Below are 18889 nucleotides of genomic sequence, written 5' to 3' on the forward strand. Positions count from 1 at the left end.
TAACTAAATTCACAATTTGTTAAAATAAAAAATGTTTAAGTGGATTTTTAGAGTAATACTTTTTGGATTGGCTTGCTATCTTGTTTATATCTTTATTTATCCTTTCACTGTTGATGTCTCTTCGTTGAAGAAGAAAAATCCAAAACTTACTGCAATGATGAAGTACAGAATGGAGCAATACAAAAAAGAAGGTAAAAGCATTCAAATTAAACAGTATTGGGTGTCACTTAACAGGATTTCTCCATATCTTGTAAAGGCTGTTCTCATAGGAGAGGATGATAAGTTTTACAAACATTCAGGTTTTGACATTGAAGGAATTAAAAAGGCAATTGAAAAGGACATAAAAGAGAAAAAATTAAAATATGGTGGTAGCACAATTTCTCAACAGCTTGCAAAAAATTTGTATTTAAGTCCATCTAAAAATCCAATTAGAAAAATTCAAGAAGCAATAATAACTTGGAGACTTGAGCGAACACTTTCAAAAAAGAGAATTCTTGAGCTCTACTTAAACATTGCAGAATGGGGAGAGGGAATTTTTGGTGCTGAGGCTGCAGCTCGTTATCATTTTGGAAAATCTGCTTCTGCTCTTACAGCTTGGGAAGCTGCAAGGCTTGCTGCTTCACTTCCAAATCCAATTAAGTACAGCCCTTCAGGAAATTCAAAATTTGTTGAAAGAAGAGCGAGGCTTATTTACTTTATAATGCAAAAAAGAGGAATTATAAAAGAAGAATACACTCAACCTGAGGAAAATGAAAAAGAACCAGCTCTTGTTGAGCCTCAGAAAGACCTTGAAAAAGAACCTGAATTACAAAAAGAGCCTATTCAGAATGAGCAGTCCGACCAGAGTCCCTCAAAATAAGCTCAATTTCTGCCCATATTGGCAGTTTTAAAAACTCTTCAACTGTCAACGGCAGTTTTCTTTGCCAGTTTGGATACTCTGTAGTTGTCCCTGGAAGATTTGTCTGCTCTTCAATCAAAAGTAAATCTTCAGGATAAAGCAAAAGATATTTGCATTTTGTATTTGAGAGAAATTTTATAATTGAAAGAAGAATTTTATGCAGTGATTCTTGGCTTATATTTAAAAGTTCAAGTATCTTTTTTTTATCCCCTTCTCTATCCTGCAAAGCTTTTTCATATGTAGAGTCATCAAAAAGAGAAAGCTTTTTTCTTATTTCTAAATCTTTGCCCATCCAGTAACCTTTTAAAGTTGGCAAATCATGGGTTGTGATGCTACAAAGGGCTTCCTCTGGATACTCATCTGATTTTTTAAATCCTTCATCCCTTTTTTCAAAGTAAAAAACTCTCCATGAACTCATTTTTCTTTTAATAAGTTCCTGTCTCATCCAATCCTCAGCAGTTCCTAAATCTTCACCAATTACTGCTGTTTTATTAATCCAAGATTCAAGGGCTATAATTGAAAGGAGTTCCTGATAAGGATATTTTACATAAGCTCCGTCTTTAGCTGAGAAACCTTCAGGAATCCAGAAAGCTCTGAAAAGTCCTAAGGCATGGTCAAATCTAAGAATGCTTCCTTTCATATTGGCTTTTAAGATTTTTATAAAAGGAATGTAGCCTTCCTGCCTAAGCTTAAATGGAATCAAAGGTGGAAATCCCCATTTTTGTCCCTTTGGATTAAAATCATCAGGTGGAGCACCAAGCTCACATTGAAGTGCATATATTTCCTGATGTCTCCAAACATCAAAACTTTGTTTTACTGAGCCAAAGGCAAGGTCAAGGCAGAGATTGTATTTTTTAATTTCTTCAAGCTCTTTATCAATGAGCATTTGAAGGTATTCGTAAAAGAGAATTTCTCTTTGATTCTCTTCATAAATTTTATCAATCACTGATTCATTGAAATTTCTAAGCTCTTCTTTCCAGCTTTGCCAGTTTTTTCCAAATTTTTCTCTTAAATAGCAAAAAACTGCAAAATACTCTAAATCTTTTCTTATTGCAGGACATAGGCTTTTTTTGTATTCTTCTAAGTCATCAATTTTTTGAGCCTGATTTTTGAGTATTTGCTGAAACTTTTCTTTTAACTTTTTTATTTTCTCTTGCCAAATTTTCTTGTATTCAAAAAATTTTTCATTTTTTTCAACTACTGAAGCATCTGAAAGATACAAAGGAGTTTTAAACTCTCTTGATATGGCAGAGTAGGGACTTATTCCAAAAACATCTTCAGGATCATTAAAATGTAATGGATTTATGCTGATAAATCCTCCTTTTTGCTTAGCAAATTCTGCAATTTTCTTTAAATGTGAAAAATTTCCCTCTTCTCTGTTGCCCCTTAAACTCCATAAATTTATATGCAATCCCCATGTTTTTCTTTTAAAAACATCATAGCATTCAGAAGGTGCAATGATTAAGTGGCTGGTAGCTGGTGATTGGTGGTTGGTGGCTGGTGATTGGTGGTTAGTGAATAGATGAAGTTTATAATAGCCAAAAGGTAATATTGGCAATTGTATAGAATCAGCATTTTTAATTTCAAAGATAATTGGCTCGCCTGTCATTCCGATGTCTTCATTCGGTAATATTTCAACTTTTGCCAAATTTAAAGTTTTTGCGATTTTTATATTAAGTGGTTGATTTTCTATTACATAAACAGGTTCTATTATTTGTGGTTGGTGGATGGTGAGTGGTGTTTCAAGGGAGAATATTTTAGATACAATTGAATATTTTGTTTCAAAGGATATTTCAATTTTTTCACCTTTGTAGTTGTAGTAAAATGGAAGTATTCCTAATTCCTCTGCAAATTTGGTAATTTGGCTTGAATTATTCATTCCTAATTTGCTCTATTCTTTAGTGTCATTGCGTGCCTTATCCGTCATTGCTATGTATTCCCTAATCCGTCATTGCGAGCGTAGCGAAGCAAGCTCGTCGTCATAGTGCCAGAGAGCGACAGCGTAGAAATCCAACAATTCGTCACTGCAAGCCCCCTCTTGTGAGCGAAAACGTGAAGATTTTAGAGATTGCTACAGCATCCTTGCGGATGCCTCGCAATGACCCTCCTGCCCCGTCATTGCGAGCGTAGCGAAGCAATCTCGCTTTTTTCCTCTTACCCCAAAGAGAGTTCACTTCGGCTTGCTTCGCAAGCCTCGTGATGACAGATAGAGGTGTCATTGCACGGTATCTCCCACTCCGTCATTACGAGGGACGAAGTCCCGAAACAATCTCAAAAAGCTTGTTTCACTATATTCGCAATGTCAATCTAACAAAGTTTTTCTATAAAAAATCGCTCAATTTAAAATTACTAACTACTGACAGTGCTTTCTTCAAGATACAGTTCTCCTGCATCGTAATCATAAGCAAAAAGCTCGGCATATCTTCCCCAATCTATAGCAGTTTCAAGCTGATTCCAAGCCTCCTCAGGTGTAAAATGATTTTTAAGAATATCCAAGAAAAATTCTTCAGAGACTCTATGTTTTGATATTGTTGTAAGAACATGCATAATTTGTCTAATTAACTGAACATTCTTGAGGGCTGATTCTTTAAATATTTCCTTTTTCTCAAGGGCATCTGCCTCTGCCCATTTTATTCCTTTTTCTGTAAGAATAAAGTCACCTTCTTTAACTAAACCAAACCCGAGAATCACTGCTGATTCAATAAGTGGGAAAATATCATCAACTTCCATGCTGAGCTCAGAGCTTAATGCATATATATCAATCCTTCCTCCTTTGTCATGCACGAGCTCAACAAGACCTGCAATTGCTCCAACCTTAGCATGAGGAAGGAACTGATATCTCTCAGCGGTAAGTAAAAATGGAATCTCCTCAGGTGGTTTTACAAGGGCGGTATAAATTTTGTCAAGCATGAACTTGAAGTCCCTTGAATTTTTATCACGAGGATAAGGTAGTTCCAAAGGAATTTCTGCCTTAATTCTTGCAGGATTATGACTAAGAATTACAGCCCGTGAAGTCATACTAACTGCTTCCTCTATATTATGAGTTACGAGCACGATTGCCTTTGAAGGCAATTTGCCATCCTTCCATAGGTCTATAATGTCTCCTCTAAGGTTGTCTGCTGTAAGAACATCTAAAGCAGAAAATGGTTCATCCATAAGCAAAACTTCTGGCTCAACAGCCAAACCCCTTGCTATACCAACTCTTTGCCTCATACCTCCGCTCAGCTCTCTTGGATAGGCATCTTCAAATCCGTCAAGTCCTACAAGGTCAATTACTCGGATGGCTCTCTCATCCTTTTCCTCTTCGCTTAAATCTAAACCCGTAAGCCCCAACTTGACATTCTCTAAAACAGTAAACCAAGGGAATAGAGCAAAGCTTTGAAATACAACTGCGATTTTTGCATTAGACTTTTTTAAAGGCACGCCTTTGTACAAAACTTCTCCCTCAGATGGCTCAACAAGGCCTGCTATAATCCTCAAAAGAGTTGACTTTCCAGCTCCAGACTGTCCGAGTATTGAGATGAAATCGCCTGAGAAGATTTTCAGATTTATATCTTCTAAGACAGTAATCTCCTTCCCTTGCCCTACTTTGAATGATTTTTTTATGTTCTTTGTTTCAAGGATGATTTCTCTTTCCATATCTAATCCAAAGTATACTTTGTTTTAGCAAGTATAAACAATCTCTTCCAGATAAGTCTATTAATTCCAACAACTATTGCGCACATAAAGCAAGTAGAAACAAGAAGCATACCAAAATTACCAGATTCACTTGACTGACTTATAAGAGCTCCTAAACCCTTTGTGCTCATTATCTCTCCTCCGAAGGATACATACTCACTTACAATTGTAGCATTCCATGCTCCACCTGACGCAGTAATAAGTCCTGTTACAAGGTATGGAAGAATTGCAGGCAAAATAAGAACACGCCACTTTTTTAACCCCTTAATTCCATAAGCCTTAGATATTTCTATCAAATCCTTCGGAATAGCGGATGCTCCTGCAATAATATTAAAAAGCAGGTACCACTGAGAGCCAAGAAGCATAAGGAAAATTGCCCCAATATCAAGTCCTCCGCCAAGTTTTATAAGAAATAGCAAAATTATTGGAAAAACAGCTGTTGCAGGAACACTTGCAGCAATTTGAACTATCCCTTGAAGATATTGAGCAGCCTTTGGATTCATACCAATATAAACTCCAACGGGAAGAGTCCAAGCCAAAGCTATAGTAAGTGCAAAAGCAACCCTGAGAAATGAATAAAATGATGCTTCAACAATTGTAAGTATATGGCTAAAATTAACATTGGCTACAAGTGCTAAAGCTTTTATAATTCCAAATAAAAGAGCAACGGACAAGGCACAAATTATAAAAATACCAGAGAGCTTGCTCAATTTATTTAAAACAACATTGTCAGTTTTAGTAAATTTTCTATAGCTTAACTTTTCAATCTTGCTGATAGTTGTAGATATGAGTTCTCCAATTTTTCTTAAGAAAATAGAGCCTGTTAATATATTAAGCACAAAAGATTCCCTCTCGTCCTCTGGAGGTATAGATTCAATACGAAATCTTTGAGACCAAACAATTAAAGGTCTCCAGACAAAAATATCAAGTAAGATTATGAGTAAAATCATAGTACCGAGTCCGTAAATCAAATGTTCAATATTTCCTGCTTGCGCTGCTGTTTGTATATAAGAGCCAAGCCCCGGAAGTCTAAAATCTTTGTCTCCCAATACAAACATTTCGCATGCCATGAGAAAAAACCATCCACTAGCCACGCTCATCATACTATTCCATATCAGACCAATTGCACTGAAAGGAAGGTCAAGTCTTAGAAATTTAGAAAATTTGTTTAACTTAAAAACATTGACTGCCTCTCTCATTTCTTTTGGAATAGTGTTGATTGAGTGATAAAAACTGAAAGTCATATTCCATACTTGCCCAGTAAAAATTAACAATACAGAGGCGATCTCAAGTCCCAATCTTTGACCCGGAAAAAGAGTAATCATTGCAAGGACAACGCCAGGCAAAAAAGAAAGCACTGGTATACTTTGAAGTATATCTAGAATAGGAATCATGATTTTCTCATAAATCTTACTACGAGAGGCAGTATATCCATACCATATTGAAAAAACGAGAGATAAAAGATAGGCAAAGAATATTCGTGCCAGAGATTGAAGGGCATATTCTGGTATTTTTTTTAGATCTAAATTAATTTCAATATTTCTATCATAGGGAGAACTCCATGTAGAGGCAATATATAAAATAAATGCAAAGACCCCTATAATTATCAAAAAAACTACAACATCAATTGCCCTGATCCTAAAAGTTTCTGCAGGAATAGAGATAGGTAACTTCATCTTGCCTCCAAAAGGGAAATCTTAGAATTATAAAACAAAATCCAGTTATTTTGCCAAAACAAAAGTTTAAGGTTAATAAAATTACCGAAGAAGTTTAAAAGGCTTTTCGGATGCTCCTTTGATGCACCTCTTCAAATATAACTTTAAAGCCTTCTTTTGAAAGCTCGGAGAAAATTTTTCTTCTTATTTTTTTGGGAATTGCTTCAGGAGGAATGATGCCATTGCATTCTGTATGAATTTTCCTTATAAATTTTGCCATAATACATGCAACCAAAGCCGTTGAATAAGAAACATGAGTTGTGCCAGGAGCCATCCTATTGAGTTCTTTTATTGACGGTGAGATAAGGTATCCTCTTATAATCTTTCTCTTTTCTTTTATTTTTCCTCTTCCCTCCACCACGATACCAAGTATCGCCTCTTCTAATACTCCTTCTTTAACTTTTTTAACCAATTCCCTCAAAGATGATACTTTGCTAATTATCTTTTTAAGAACTTCATAGGGACTTACTAATGTTCCGTTAATTCTTAGTTGTTTCTCACTCAACAGACCCATATTATATAGAGCCATCATAAACTCGATGTCTGAACCGCCAGCTTTTATGTCAACATTCTTTACTTTGATGAATCTTGGAATTGTTGCTACCTCTTCACCCAATACATGGTAGGCTCTTCTCCATCCAATCGGTTCAAGATAGTGATAATACTCTAAATTACTAAATGGTTCAACTTGTTTGAACTTGCCATTTTCAAAAATTACAGGTGCTGAAATAATATCTGAAAGCAAAATTCTCGGAGACCAAGACCATATTGTACCGGGCGGTTGCTGGTCTTCAAACATTCTTATTTTTATTGAACTTAGACTTTCAAAGCGACAAGCAAGTTCTCCTGCAATCAAATTAGTTAATCCGGGGCTTACTCCTGTGTTTATTAGCCCAAGAATTCCTTTTTGCCTAAATTTTTCGTCATATTCAAGTTGTTCAGAAAATATAGGGTCTTCAAGCTCTGAGGCAAGGTCTTGATAATTTACAGAATACCTCAAAGCAAGTTCCAAGAGTTTTCTATTCAAAGCAGGCGTTGCAGAGTTTATAATAAGATCAACGTCGGATATAATTTTTCCAAAAGATTTTCCGTCATTAATAGAAATTCTGTTTAAACTTAACCTGTTAGTAGATAGAGCTTCCTTTAGTCTTGATAAATTTTTCGTGCTTTTGTCTATTGCCTTTATGTAAAAATCTGTTTTATTCAGAAAATACTTGCAGATAAAAAATCCGACTGCTCCAATTCCTACAACTGCAATCTTCATAATTAATCACCTTTAGAAAATGCTGAAAATGATAGAAGACAAGATAGAATAATTTTTTTAATTGATATCATAATGGGAATTGATATGCCGAAGGCGGGACTCGAACCCGCACGGGTTTCCCCACACGCCCCTCAAACGTGCGTGTCTACCAGTTCCACCACTTCGGCTTCTATTAATAATAACAAGAAAATCATTTTTGTTTCAACTGTGAATTTGATGCCCAAAAATTGCAATAGAAATCTAATAATTGGTATAACCATTTGAAAATTAAGTATTTTTTGCTGTCATTGCGAGCATCCGAAGGATGCGAAGAAATCTCGTTCCTTTAACCATCCACCATTCACCAACCACCAATTAGAGACTGCTTCGCCACATTGAGTGGCTCGCAGTGAAGAGTGTCTATCTCTATTTTTCGGTTGATACCGATGAAAGAAGATAGGCAATCGTCACTGCAAGCCTCTCGTTGGGATCGGTAGAGTAAATTCACCATACCATCACTGTAAGCACCCCTGTTGCGAGCGATAGCATGGCGATCTCACTTCTTTTTGCAACGGAGAGATTGCCACGCCTCACCTTCGGTGAGGCTCGCAATGACAGAAAAAATAATCAGTGAGGCTCGCAATGACAGAAAAAAATTATCATTGAGGCTTGCAATGGCAAAGGAAGGGGTCATTGCGAGCCTGCCGACAGGCAGGCGAAGCAATCTTGCCTTTCCTTCCTTCAACGAAGAGATCACTTCGGCTTGCTTCGCAAGCCTCGTGATGACAGGAAAGGATAGTCGCTGCAAAGCATCACCCTCATCGTCATTGCGAGCGAAGCGAAGCAATCTCTTATTTTTGGACTCTTATTTTCCCTCCACAATTTTTATCTCTTCATCCGTCAGTCCATATAACTCATACACCAGCCTGTCTATCTCTTGCTCCCAGTGGCTGGTATCTGACTGAGGGTTTTGTTTTTTTGCTGTAAGTATCTCATCCACCAATGCCTCTATTTGCTGCACAGTGGGCTGGTTGGATGAGGTGATGGGGGGAATGGGGATTTTTTCTACGAATTGAATTTTATACTCAAAACCAGAACCCATATCTATTCCGATTGAAGAAAAATAATATTGAAAAACGTGAGAATTAAAAACAGCACAAAGATATTTCAAATAGTTTTGTGAGGTAGTTAGCAAATTAGCTTTGTCATTATTAAAAAAACCTGCAGGGACTATAGTAAACTCAGGCTTTAGACTTAGTGTTTTCCACACCACCTTCTCCTTCTCAAACTCGGGGTAGTAGGTGGCAGCACATCTTTGCAATGCATACCACTCATATCTTATACCTGTCTCATCCTTATTTCTTTTTGATAAAACATCTTTAAATTGTAATAAATGGTTGTAAATAGCAGGATATTGTTTTTGAAATTCTTTTTCTGCTTTTTCACTTGCACCTTGAATTGATAAATCTTCATGTAAAGGAAAATGCCATGGAATAAAAATTACCCACAGTCCAGCCCATTCGTAGTAATATCGTTTAATATCTCGTCCTCGCAGGATGGGTTTGATGATAGCCTCGGTACGGCGGCGTTCGTCAGCAGTTTTGCAATTATTGAGTATCTCTTCACGTTTTTTGCTATCAATAATAAAAGCTTCGTTGAGGCCGGTTTTAATACCATAATAAATAAGTGGTTTTCATATTCGTTCAATTTTTTCTTTAAGCTTTTGTTCAGCGCTACTTCCTATAAACCAAGCATTTTTATTGAGATTTATTAGCTGCAGTCCATTGGTTTTTAACTGTTCTTCTATGTTTACTGGCTCGTTGTTGCTTCGTTTTAGTGTTACAGCCCTTAACTGCTGCCTGTTCTCTGCCTTTTGTATAAGCAGGATGTTTGTATCCACAGTGGCATTTTCAAAAATATTTGGTCCTAAATCTATAAGAATGATAGGGTTATGTTTAATAAAGAAACTGCATAGTTTCTCACCATAGCCAGCTCGCATCCATTTGTTTGAACTTATATAACAAAGAATTCCATCAGGTTTCAACAACTGCAATCCTTTTTCATAAAACAGACAGTAAATATCGCCCATGCGGTCAAATGTCTCATATCCTTTATCTTTGTAAAGATTTGCCAGCTGCCCGTGATTCTTTTGCAGCTGTATATACGGCGGATTTCCAATTACGATATCAAATCCTTCGGTTACCCCAAACATCCATTCTGGATCAAACCAGTCGGCTGATGCGTTCTGGTCGTAGAGGTCGTATTTAGCTATTTTCTCGGCTACTTTGTCAACCCAGCCATCACTTATCAGAAGTTTTGCCAGCTCTTCCCTTAATTCTTTGTCCTTTTTCTGGTATTTGCGTTTATCTGTCCATGTCTTAGCGGTAAAGTATTTGTGTCTAAGTTCTTTGAGTTTTTCTTCTAATTGTTCTATGTTCTGATTTCGCAATAGGAGTTGCTCAGGTTTATCAAATCCTATCAATGTATTTGCACATACAAACTTCGTCTCAAGGTTTGGCAGTGGCTTTATACCAGAGTTTTCTTTGGTTGGGTCAACCTTCTGATCAAGAATAAGGGAGATAAAGAATCTAAGCTTGCTTATCTGGATGGCTATGGGTTGTATGTCAACTCCATAAATACAGTTTTCTATGAGATAAAGCTTTCTTGCATAGTCAGGATGGTTTATGTTTTGGTCAAAGGCTTCTTCCAGCTCCCAAAGCCTTTCTTCTCTCAGTTTTTTATCCTTTTCCTTTAATACTTCTTCTGCATCTTTCAATGCCTTTTGATACTGCCGTTGCCGCCAGTATGTATTGTCAGGGTCTAATTTCTGAAGGGCATTAACGAGTTTGTGAAGTATTCCCATCGGAAATGCACCACTTCCGCATGCAGGGTCAAGGATTTTCACCTCATCAATGGCTGTGATGAGCATTTGTTTTTCTTTATCAGACAAATCAGGCACATCGTCTGAATAGGAAAGAAGTGTTTTTATTTTTTCTCTTCCTATGTCTTTACATTTTGTGTGAAGATACTCTGTAAGGCTTTCTTCTACCATGTAGTCCACTATCTCTCTTGGTGTGTAGTAGCTTCCTGTTGCCTTTCTTGCTGTGGTAGCTGTCTCTGGATTGTATGAGGCAAGAAGGTTTTCAAAGACTTTGCCGAGTAGCTCAGGGTCTAAGGCTATCTCCTGATCAACCGGTGTTGACTCATCTATGGTGAAGTTGTAGCTTGAAAGGATGTTTATTAATCCACGAACTATTTTGTTTTTTCCTATGCCATAGTCCGAAAGGTCAACGGTCTTTTCATTTTCATCAAAAAATAGGCAATCTGGTATCTTTGCCTGCTTTTTTGGATTTCTTGAGAAACCGTCTATGTAGATAACCTTTCCGTTTTCATCTTCTTTGTCAAGGCAGTCAAAAAGACCTCCATTTAGGAATGGAATGTCCTTGAAGAGTTCCAAAACCTTATCTTCGCTTACTAAAAATTTATCCCTGTATCTGTAAAGGTTTTTTACTCCGTAATGTAACCTGTTGTGCAGAAAATCACCTTCCTCAGCAAATTTACGCTCGTCTTGTTTTTGATTTAATGTTGCAAAGAATAGATTTTGCAGTATGGCATTGTAGTAGTTGTCTGCTTTTTTGAAGTCTTTTACTATGTTTTTTAAAACTCTTTCATCAAAAAGAGTTGTCGGAATAAGACCTTTCTCCTTTAGAAACCATATGAAGATGATTCTCGTAATTAGCCTTATCAAGTTTGTTGCATTTCTTATTTCTTTATCTTTCTGGGGGTCATTGGAGTATTTGTAATCTTCAGGGAATCTTATCTGATCCATTGCCCAGAAATACCAGTTCTGAATCTCTGTGTAAAACTGCTTTGTTACAGGCTCTACACTGAATGCCTCTTTTATCTTTTCAAGGCTTGAAAAGTCGCCTTCGCCAATTTGTTTAAGGAAGGTCTTATTGGTTTGCTCATTACTTACAAAGAAGGTGAATCTTCGGAAGTTGCTGAAATCCCTTCTTTTACCAAGATAGTTGGTGTAAACAAGGGAGAAACGAAAGTCGCCTTTATCATCGTAAAAAATGAATATTCCTGCATCAATGTTTTCGCCTTTAAGAATCTTCTTTGCCAGTTCATACTGCGATTTTTTGCCAGACCGTTCGGAAAGGGGCTTTTTGACCTTAAAACAGCAGATAAGGATATTATCATCAGTAAACCTTATCTCACCAAGCTTTTCTCCACCAGTGAAATCTTCACTGTCATAGTAAGTCAGGTCTTCATTGAGCTGGGCAAAGGATCTGCTTTTTTCACGGAAAAATCGGATAAATTTTTTAGGTTCAAAGTCGTTGATTATGTCTTCAAGAATTTGCCTGCCCATCTTTTATTTCCAATATTCAGTATGCTTTTGAGTTCCTTCATTTGAGCATACTCCAAAATAATTAGACTATTGTGGAGTATATTCTATTGCTACAGAATTGTCAAGATGGCGATTTTAATTTGACTTCATACTTGTCCATAACGGATGTTTTAAGCATCAAATCCTCTTTGATTTTCAATTGCTATGATGATTTCCTTTGCCAATCCTGTGAGTTTTTGCTTTTCCCTTTCAAGATAGTCCTCGCCGAGTGTGTCTCTCAGAGATGACAATTCAGTTATTAACTTTTTTCTGCTCTCTTCTTTTTCATCAATAGTTGGGAGATTTGCAATTCTCCGTAGAGTGTAGTCTGGAAGAGTTCCGTAATCTAAGATATCTTCCCTAAGGGTTCTTAAAAAGTTCAAAAAAGGAAGTAAGTCGTCCCATGGTTTTTGCAAAAGAGTTTTTATGTTGGTCAGTGCTTTTGTCTCTATGCTTTGCTCTGTTGAAGGTTGAGTTCGGCTTTCTTTTAGGTTCTTTATTTGCTCATATTTATCCCAAAATAGACTGCTTAATTGTAGTAAAGGTTCATCTTTTTCACATTTAATTCTTTCAAATACTTCCTCAAATGTTGGATGCCATAGCTGGTCTTCATCATAATTAAATGCACGGATGTAAAGTCTGCCTTTTTTGAAAAATACGAGCAGTTCATTGTCTGAACTCTTTTTTGCAACTTTTATCCTTGTCGGATAGTTATCTATATTCTTTACAAGCTCAGGATATTTTCCCTTGATTTCAATATAAAGCCTTAATGCCTTTGTATAAAAGCTTTCTTCTTCAAGATAGTCGGGATTAGTCTGGATACGCTCATAAAGTCCTGATGGTGTTGGTTCTTCTTCAATGTCAAATATCTTTGCCTCCTCGCCAAGTGTGTTATGAATAAGAAACATCTTGTTGCTTGCTATTTCCCTTGATTTTACAAGCTCAGCACCTTGTTCAGTAGGGAAAAAGTTAACAATGTAAAGCTCATTGAAGACTTTCTTGCTTATACGGTTAATTCTTCCAACCCTCTGGATAACTCTAACAGGATTCCAGGGTATGTCATAATTTATTACCATGCCAGCCCGATTAAGGTTTAAACCCTCTGAAATTCTGTCAGTGCCAAGAAGAATGTCATATTTGTCTTCCTGCTCCTCATAGGATGCATCAAAGTTTTTGTTTATTTCATCAATTTTTGATGATGTAAGATTATCTTTAATAATTAGCACACGGTCATTAAAATTCTTTTGCAGGATTGGTTCAAGATATCTTACTGTATCAAGGTATTCAGAGAATATAACAACCTTTCTTTTAGGCTCACCTTTTGGTGGTGTTTGGGTTAAAACTTTTTTGAGATTTCGTAACAGACACTCTGCTTTCGGGTCATTATCAACAAGATTCATCTGGTTGAGTTCGTTGAGAATTCTGTCAAATAGTGCTATATCTGCCTTTATATCTGCAATGAATTGTTCTTTGTTTTTGAATTTGTCAACTTCGTAGACTTCGTGATTTTTTGGATACTCGCCATTTTTGATTTTCCTTGCATATTCTTCAAGATGCTTTTCTATCTCATCTATATCAAGTTCGTAAATCTTTTCAAGGAGTGAACGATCAAGAATGTATTTATGAGTTTTCTCTATAAATGTGAGTGCATCAGTTGTAATTTTTTTAAAGTTTTCTATGCTCTGCTTGAATGAACCAAAGGAACTTTCAAATCTTTTAACAAGAAGACGACGCATAAAGTCATAGAGGTTTCTTTGCTGAACATACTGAAAGCTTTCCTTTTCAGTAAACTTTTCCCCTGCAAGCTTTTTCTTTTCAATTTTGTATTCAAAGGGCCTGTATATAGCACCTTTAAAATAACCTCCTTCATCAGGATCACCAAAGTAATCCTTGATAACACGGTCATAGAACTCTGACTGCTCCTTTGTAAGTTCAAAAAACCACTCAATTGGATCAGCGACTTTTGAGAGCTCTTTTATCTCGTCCTTATAAAATGGATTGTTCTGCAAATCAAGCCTGTTTCGCCTTATAGTAACAGGCTCTATAACATCCCTAATCCTCTTTGCAAGGTAGTTAGACCCAACTTCATCAATTTTCAGCCTTTAAAGATATCAAAAGCTTTATAATTCAATAAGTTATATCTTTTTTTCATTCAATTTTGTAGTCTAACCTAATTTTATTATTTTTGCCTATTTATTCCCTTAAATATTGACTTTTTTGTCTAATTTTTGTATACTAATATAAAAAAGGAGGTAACTAAGTTCGTAAAAGAATCTTGGTCAACAAAAAAAGGTAAAAAATACAAAACCTACGAAATATCTAAAGCTTACAGAGACAAAAAAACTAAAAAGGTTAGGCATGAAAAAATTGCCAATATCACTCACTTAGGTGAGCCTCTTATTTCCAAAATAAGGCAACTGCTTAAGTCACCTGAGAAAAAGGTTGTAGTGGACAAAGACAAGTTTTTTGAGGATGCAACTTCAGTAGGGCATATACTGTTACTGTTAGGATTTATGATGAAGATAGGATTTCTGGGATGGTTAAGGCATTTTCCAAAGAAGGTAAGAGATTTGCTTTTGGCAGTAGTGCTTAACAGGATAATAGAGCCAAGGAGTAAGTATGCATCAGTGGGATGGATACGAAGAAGTGGTTTTATGGAACTGTTTGATTTAAGGGAAGAGGATATGCATGTAAATGAGATATACAGGGCAATGGACAAGTTGTATGAGAAGATGGATAATGTGTTAGAGACAGTTGTCAAGAATTTTGTGTCTCATGCGCAAATCTCATCTGAAACATTTGTTGAAGTTCATACAATACCCCACGAGATACAGCCATCGGTTTGCTCCATCTGCCTTTTCTTATTTTATCTACTATCACATATATAGCCACTGATGCAGTTTTCTCAGATTGAAAATACCCTCCAGAGTTTACCCTTAAGACTTCCAGCCTGCTATTTATATTCTCTACCGCATTACACTCTTGTCCAAAATAAATTTTTTAAAAAGCTCCGATCTGGGTAAAATAGATAAACATTTAGCTTAAAAATTAAAGACCCAGATCGGAGGTGTATATGAATAAGTATAGCAGTATTTTCAGTCAAATTCTATCCCTTTTTCCAAGATTAGAATTTGAGAAGTCAGTCAAAGCAGACAGAAGCTGAGCGTAGAGCAAAAGGGTTTACGAGTTGGGGGCAATTTGTAGCTATGTTATTTTGTCAACTTGGGCAGGCGCATTCTCTAAGAGAGATATGTAATGGACTTGCCAGTTGCGTTGGCAAGTTAAGGCATCTTGGTATAAAAGAAGCTCCAAAGAGGTCTACCCTTGCCTATGCAAATGAACACAGACCGTGGGAACTCTTTCAAGCAGTATTTTATATGCTTCTTCAGAGATGTCAGTCTAAATTTACTGGCAAGAGGAAATTCAGATTTAAGAACAAGCTAATGAGCTTTGATGCATCTGTAATAGAGTTGTGTGCAACAGTATTTGACTGGGCAAAATTCAGAAAGACTAAAGGTGCGGTAAAGTTGCATTTACTACTTGACCACTCAGGATATTTACCTGAATATGCGCATATAACAGAAGGTAAAGTGCACGAAGTAAACATATTAAGGAGACTTCATTTTTGTTCTGGTGCCATAGTAGTAATAGACAGAGGGTGTGTTGACTATGCTTTATTTGGTAGATGGACAGAGGAGGGGGGTATATTTTGTAACAAGGTTAAAGGACAACGCCTCTTATAAAGTGATAAAGAGCCTACCAGTGCCAAAGAACAGAAACATAATTCGGGACGAGATAATCAAGCTTAAGGGTTTTTATGCAGAGCAAGACTGTCCATATGAGCTACGGAGGATAGAGGTCATGGATAAGGAAACAAAAGATACAGTTGTGCTACTCACGAACCAACTGAACTTTGGTGCAACGACCATATCAGAGATATACAAAGACAGATGGCAGGGCAGATTTTTTAAGACATTGAAACAAAATCTAAGAGTAAAAACCTTTGTAGGGACATCAGCGAATGCACTTAAGATACAGATATGGACGGCATTAATAGCGATACTGATACTGAAGTATCTGAAGGAGTTATCAACATTTGGATGGTCATTAAGTAATCTAGTTGCATTGTTGAGACTAAACCTATTTACATATAGGAATTTATGGGAATGGATAAATAAACCGACAGAGACACTGCAAATTGAGCCTCAAATAGAACAGTTAAAATTTAGACTTGTTTAATTGGACAGCAAATAAAAAGAAAGGGGGGTAACCTGATTTTGAAAAAGCAAATTTTCTTGTCCAAAAGTCTTATTTTATGCGGATGTTTTTTATGAGTTTAGATTATTTTGGACAGCAATGTGTTTGGACAAATTTTATGAGATAGGGATAGGAGGTTTTGAGATAGAGGGGGAGAAAATAAGGATTATGAGCAAAGCTAAGGAGGAACATAAAAAGATACTTAGAATATTGGGAGTAGGGGATAAGATTTTCAGAACTTACGAAAGTGCGAGAGAATTTTGTAGGCTAATCTAAAAATTATAACTCATTGATTTTAAAATTTTTTTATTCAAAAGTTGATGAAGTGGGGATTAACAAAGGTTATATAAAAAATCTTCAATTTAGACAAAAATAGATTGCTTATTTCCTTAAGTGGCTTGTATTGACTGCTGCATATCTTATTATTAGGATTAGACTTAAAAGTTTGACAAAAAGCACGAAAACTATTTATCTTAAAAAAGTTGTAAACAAAAATCTTCGGAGGTAAAAAATGGCAGAAGGCATTGTAGAACTTACAAGCTCTACATGGGAAAAGGAAGTTTTAAACTCAAAAGGTGTAGTAATGGTTGATTTCTGGGCACCTTGGTGCGGTCCATGTAGAATTATTGCTCCAACAGTAGAAGAACTTGCCAAAGAATATCAAGGTAAAATAAAAGTTGGGAAACTTAACACAGATGACAATCCTGATATTGCAACTCGTTACGGAATTATGGGAATACCCACAATAATGTTTTTCAAAGATGGGCAGAGAGTTGACCAGATAGTTGGCGTAGTTCCTAAATCAACTTTAAAAAGTAAAATAGACATTCTTCTGAACAGTTAGTCCGTGAAGAATTTTCTTGTTTTAATCATCTTTTTGATCTGGTTAATCCCCAATACAGCTCAAAGCATAATAAAAAAGGGGGATGTAGCGCCTGATTTTGTTATTACAGATACTGAAGGAAAAAGCTATAGCATATCACAGTTTAAGGAAAAGATAATTCTTATAGAGTTTTTATCCGTAAAATGTTATGCCTGTGAGTATGTGATACCTGATATCAATAGACTATATGAAAAATTTAATGGAAAAAATGTGATGATTATTGGCGTGCTATTTACAGACGAAATTGACAATCCTGTTAAATTAAAAAAATTCGCAGAAGATAGGCAAATTAAATATCCACTTTATATTAGTGATAGCAAAAATAAAAAGCTGTATAATTTGTATGGCTTTCCTCATTTCTTCATCTTAAATGAAAAAAAGATAATTGTCCAGTTATTTAGAGGAATAACAAAGGATATGTTTGAGCTATTGAATAGGGAAATAGAAAAAAACTTCCAGGGTAAAAAGTAATGTTTGAAGCATTAGCAGATAAACTTGAATCAATATTTAAAAAACTAAAAAGCAGAGGCGTTCTTAAAGAAGAGGATGTAGATTTAGCTTTAAAAGAGATAAGAATAGCTCTGCTTGAGGCAGATGTCAATTTCAAAGTAGTTAAATCATTTATTGAAAGGGTTCGTCAAAAAGCCATTGGAAAAGAGATTCTTGAAAGTCTTTCTCCTGGACAACAGGTTATCAAAATAGTATACGATGAGCTTTGCGAACTTTTAGGTGGTAGCACTTCCCGTATAAAACTCAATCCTAATCCTCCGACAATAATAATGATGGTAGGACTACACGGAAGTGGTAAGACAACAACATCTGCTAAGCTTGCAAGGATGTTCAAAAAACAAGGGCGTAGGCCAATGCTTGTGGCAGCAGACCTTCAAAGACCTGCAGCTATTGATCAGCTCGTAGTTCTTGGCAAGCAAATAGATGTTCCTGTTTTTCATTCCTATGAAATTAAAGACCCCCGTGAGATTTGTAAAGAAGCCCTAAAAAAGGCTGTCATTGACAGAGCTGACCCTGTCATAGTTGATACTGCAGGAAGAATGCATGTAAATGAAGAACTCATGCAGGAACTACAGGATGTAAAAAACATCCTTAATCCCCACGAGATTCTATTTGTTGCTGATGCAATGACAGGACAGGATGCAGTGAATATTGCAAAAAGCTTCAATGAAAAAATAGGCATAGATGGAGTTATTCTTACAAAAATGGAAGGAGATGCCCGAGGCGGTGCTGCCCTTTCAATAAAAGAAGTAACAGGCAAACCTATCAAACTAATCGGCACTGGTGAAAAACTTGATGCCCTTGAGGAATTTCATCCTGACAGAATAGCAAAAAGAATTCTTGGAATGGGTGATGTCCTCTCTTTAATTGAGCAAGCCCAGAAAGCTTACGATGAAAAAGAAGCTTTAAAGCTTAAAGAAAAAATTGAAAAAGAAGACTTTACCTTTGAGGATTTGAAGGAACAAATTAGAAAAATGAGAAAAATGGGACCGCTGGAGAATATTTTATCAATGCTACCGGGTGCGAATAAGATGTTGAAAGATATAAAAATAGATGAAAAAGAGTTTGTAAGAGTTGAAGCTATTATTAACTCCATGACACCTGAAGAAAGAAGAAACCCGAAAATTTTAAATGCGAGCAGAAGATTGCGTATTGCAAAAGGAAGTGGAACAACTGTTACAGAAGTCAACCGACTTATTAAACAGTTCAATGAGATGAAAAAGCTAATGAAAAAAATGAAACAAGGTAAAGGCTTCAGACTTCCAAAGTTTTTCCCTTTTTGATAAACCCCACTTCATCAACTTTTGAATAAAAA

General features: G+C 36.1%; 15 protein-coding genes and 1 tRNA gene. 8 read left to right on the forward strand and 8 right to left on the reverse strand.

Going from position 1 to position 18889, the window contains the following annotated elements; translation table 11 throughout:
• Positions 1–31 precede the first annotated feature (31 nt).
• The gene (mtgA, locus tag ACYQ3P_RS05010; protein WP_460176844.1) at positions 32–859 is read left to right on the forward strand and encodes a monofunctional biosynthetic peptidoglycan transglycosylase; all 828 of its coding nucleotides are present in this window, start codon (positions 32–34) and stop codon (positions 857–859) included.
• Here mtgA and malQ read toward each other — a convergent pair.
• The 8 genes from malQ to ACYQ3P_RS05050 form a co-directional block, all read right to left on the reverse strand.
• On the reverse strand, positions 819–2777 hold the full coding sequence (gene malQ / locus ACYQ3P_RS05015; protein WP_460176845.1) for a 4-alpha-glucanotransferase: 1959 nt from the start codon (positions 2775–2777) through the stop codon (positions 819–821). The genes mtgA and malQ overlap by 41 nt on opposite strands.
• A 470-nt stretch (positions 2778–3247) precedes the next feature.
• A complete protein-coding gene (locus tag ACYQ3P_RS05020; RefSeq protein ID WP_460176846.1) occupies positions 3248–4537 on the reverse strand; it encodes an ABC transporter ATP-binding protein in 1290 nt (429 codons plus the stop codon).
• Positions 4538–4539: 2 nt separating this feature from the next.
• A complete protein-coding gene (locus ACYQ3P_RS05025) occupies positions 4540–6252 on the reverse strand; it encodes an ABC transporter permease (RefSeq protein WP_460176847.1) in 1713 nt (570 codons plus the stop codon).
• A 94-nt stretch (positions 6253–6346) separates the two neighbouring features.
• On the reverse strand, positions 6347–7555 hold the full coding sequence (locus ACYQ3P_RS05030; RefSeq protein ID WP_460176848.1) for a saccharopine dehydrogenase family protein: 1209 nt from the start codon (positions 7553–7555) through the stop codon (positions 6347–6349).
• Positions 7556–7640: 85 nt separating this feature from the next.
• Positions 7641–7722: transfer RNA gene (locus ACYQ3P_RS05035), tRNA-Leu, on the reverse strand.
• Positions 7723–8399: 677 nt separating this feature from the next.
• Positions 8400–9218: a TaqI-like C-terminal specificity domain-containing protein gene (locus ACYQ3P_RS05040; protein ID WP_460178050.1), complete on the reverse strand. Its 819-nt coding sequence runs from the start codon at positions 9216–9218 to the stop codon at positions 8400–8402.
• Positions 9219–9227: 9 nt separating this feature from the next.
• Positions 9228–11906, reverse strand: a complete 2679-nt coding sequence (locus ACYQ3P_RS05045; RefSeq protein WP_460176849.1) for an Eco57I restriction-modification methylase domain-containing protein — start codon at positions 11904–11906, stop codon at positions 9228–9230.
• Positions 11907–12055: 149 nt separating this feature from the next.
• Positions 12056–13933 carry a helicase-related protein gene (locus ACYQ3P_RS05050; RefSeq protein WP_460176850.1) on the reverse strand — a complete coding sequence of 626 codons (1878 nt, stop codon included), beginning with the start codon at positions 13931–13933 and terminating at the stop codon, positions 12056–12058.
• A 219-nt stretch (positions 13934–14152) separates the two neighbouring features.
• Between ACYQ3P_RS05050 and ACYQ3P_RS05055 the strand changes: the two genes are divergently transcribed.
• The 7 genes from ACYQ3P_RS05055 to ffh all read left to right on the forward strand — a co-directional run bounded on the left by ACYQ3P_RS05055 (position 14153) and on the right by ffh (position 18857).
• Positions 14153–14812, forward strand: a complete 660-nt coding sequence (locus ACYQ3P_RS05055; RefSeq protein ID WP_460176851.1) for a hypothetical protein — start codon at positions 14153–14155, stop codon at positions 14810–14812.
• 243 nt (positions 14813–15055) lie between these two features.
• Positions 15056–15667, forward strand: coding sequence for an IS4 family transposase (locus tag ACYQ3P_RS05060; RefSeq protein WP_460176852.1), 612 nt, complete (start codon positions 15056–15058; stop codon positions 15665–15667).
• Positions 15594–16163, forward strand: coding sequence for a transposase (locus ACYQ3P_RS05065; RefSeq protein WP_460176853.1), 570 nt, complete (start codon positions 15594–15596; stop codon positions 16161–16163). Before ACYQ3P_RS05060 ends, ACYQ3P_RS05065 begins: the two co-directional genes overlap by 74 nt.
• 117 nt (positions 16164–16280) lie before the next feature.
• Complete coding sequence (locus ACYQ3P_RS05070; RefSeq protein ID WP_460176854.1) at positions 16281–16457, forward strand: hypothetical protein; 177 nt, start codon at positions 16281–16283, stop codon at positions 16455–16457.
• Positions 16458–16692: 235 nt separating this feature from the next.
• Positions 16693–17025 carry a thioredoxin gene (gene trxA / locus ACYQ3P_RS05075; RefSeq protein ID WP_460176855.1) on the forward strand — a complete coding sequence of 111 codons (333 nt, stop codon included), beginning with the start codon at positions 16693–16695 and terminating at the stop codon, positions 17023–17025.
• 33 nt (positions 17026–17058) lie between these two features.
• Entirely contained in the window at positions 17059–17535 is a 477-nt protein-coding gene (locus tag ACYQ3P_RS05080; protein ID WP_460176856.1) for a peroxiredoxin family protein, read from the forward strand.
• Positions 17535–18857 (forward strand): signal recognition particle protein, encoded by a 1323-nt coding sequence (ffh, locus tag ACYQ3P_RS05085; RefSeq protein ID WP_460176857.1) that lies wholly within the window; start codon positions 17535–17537, stop codon positions 18855–18857. The genes ACYQ3P_RS05080 and ffh overlap by 1 nt, the downstream gene beginning before the upstream one ends.
• Positions 18858–18889: the final 32 nt, after the last annotated feature.

This window comes from Thermodesulfovibrio hydrogeniphilus, from assembly GCF_054657355.1.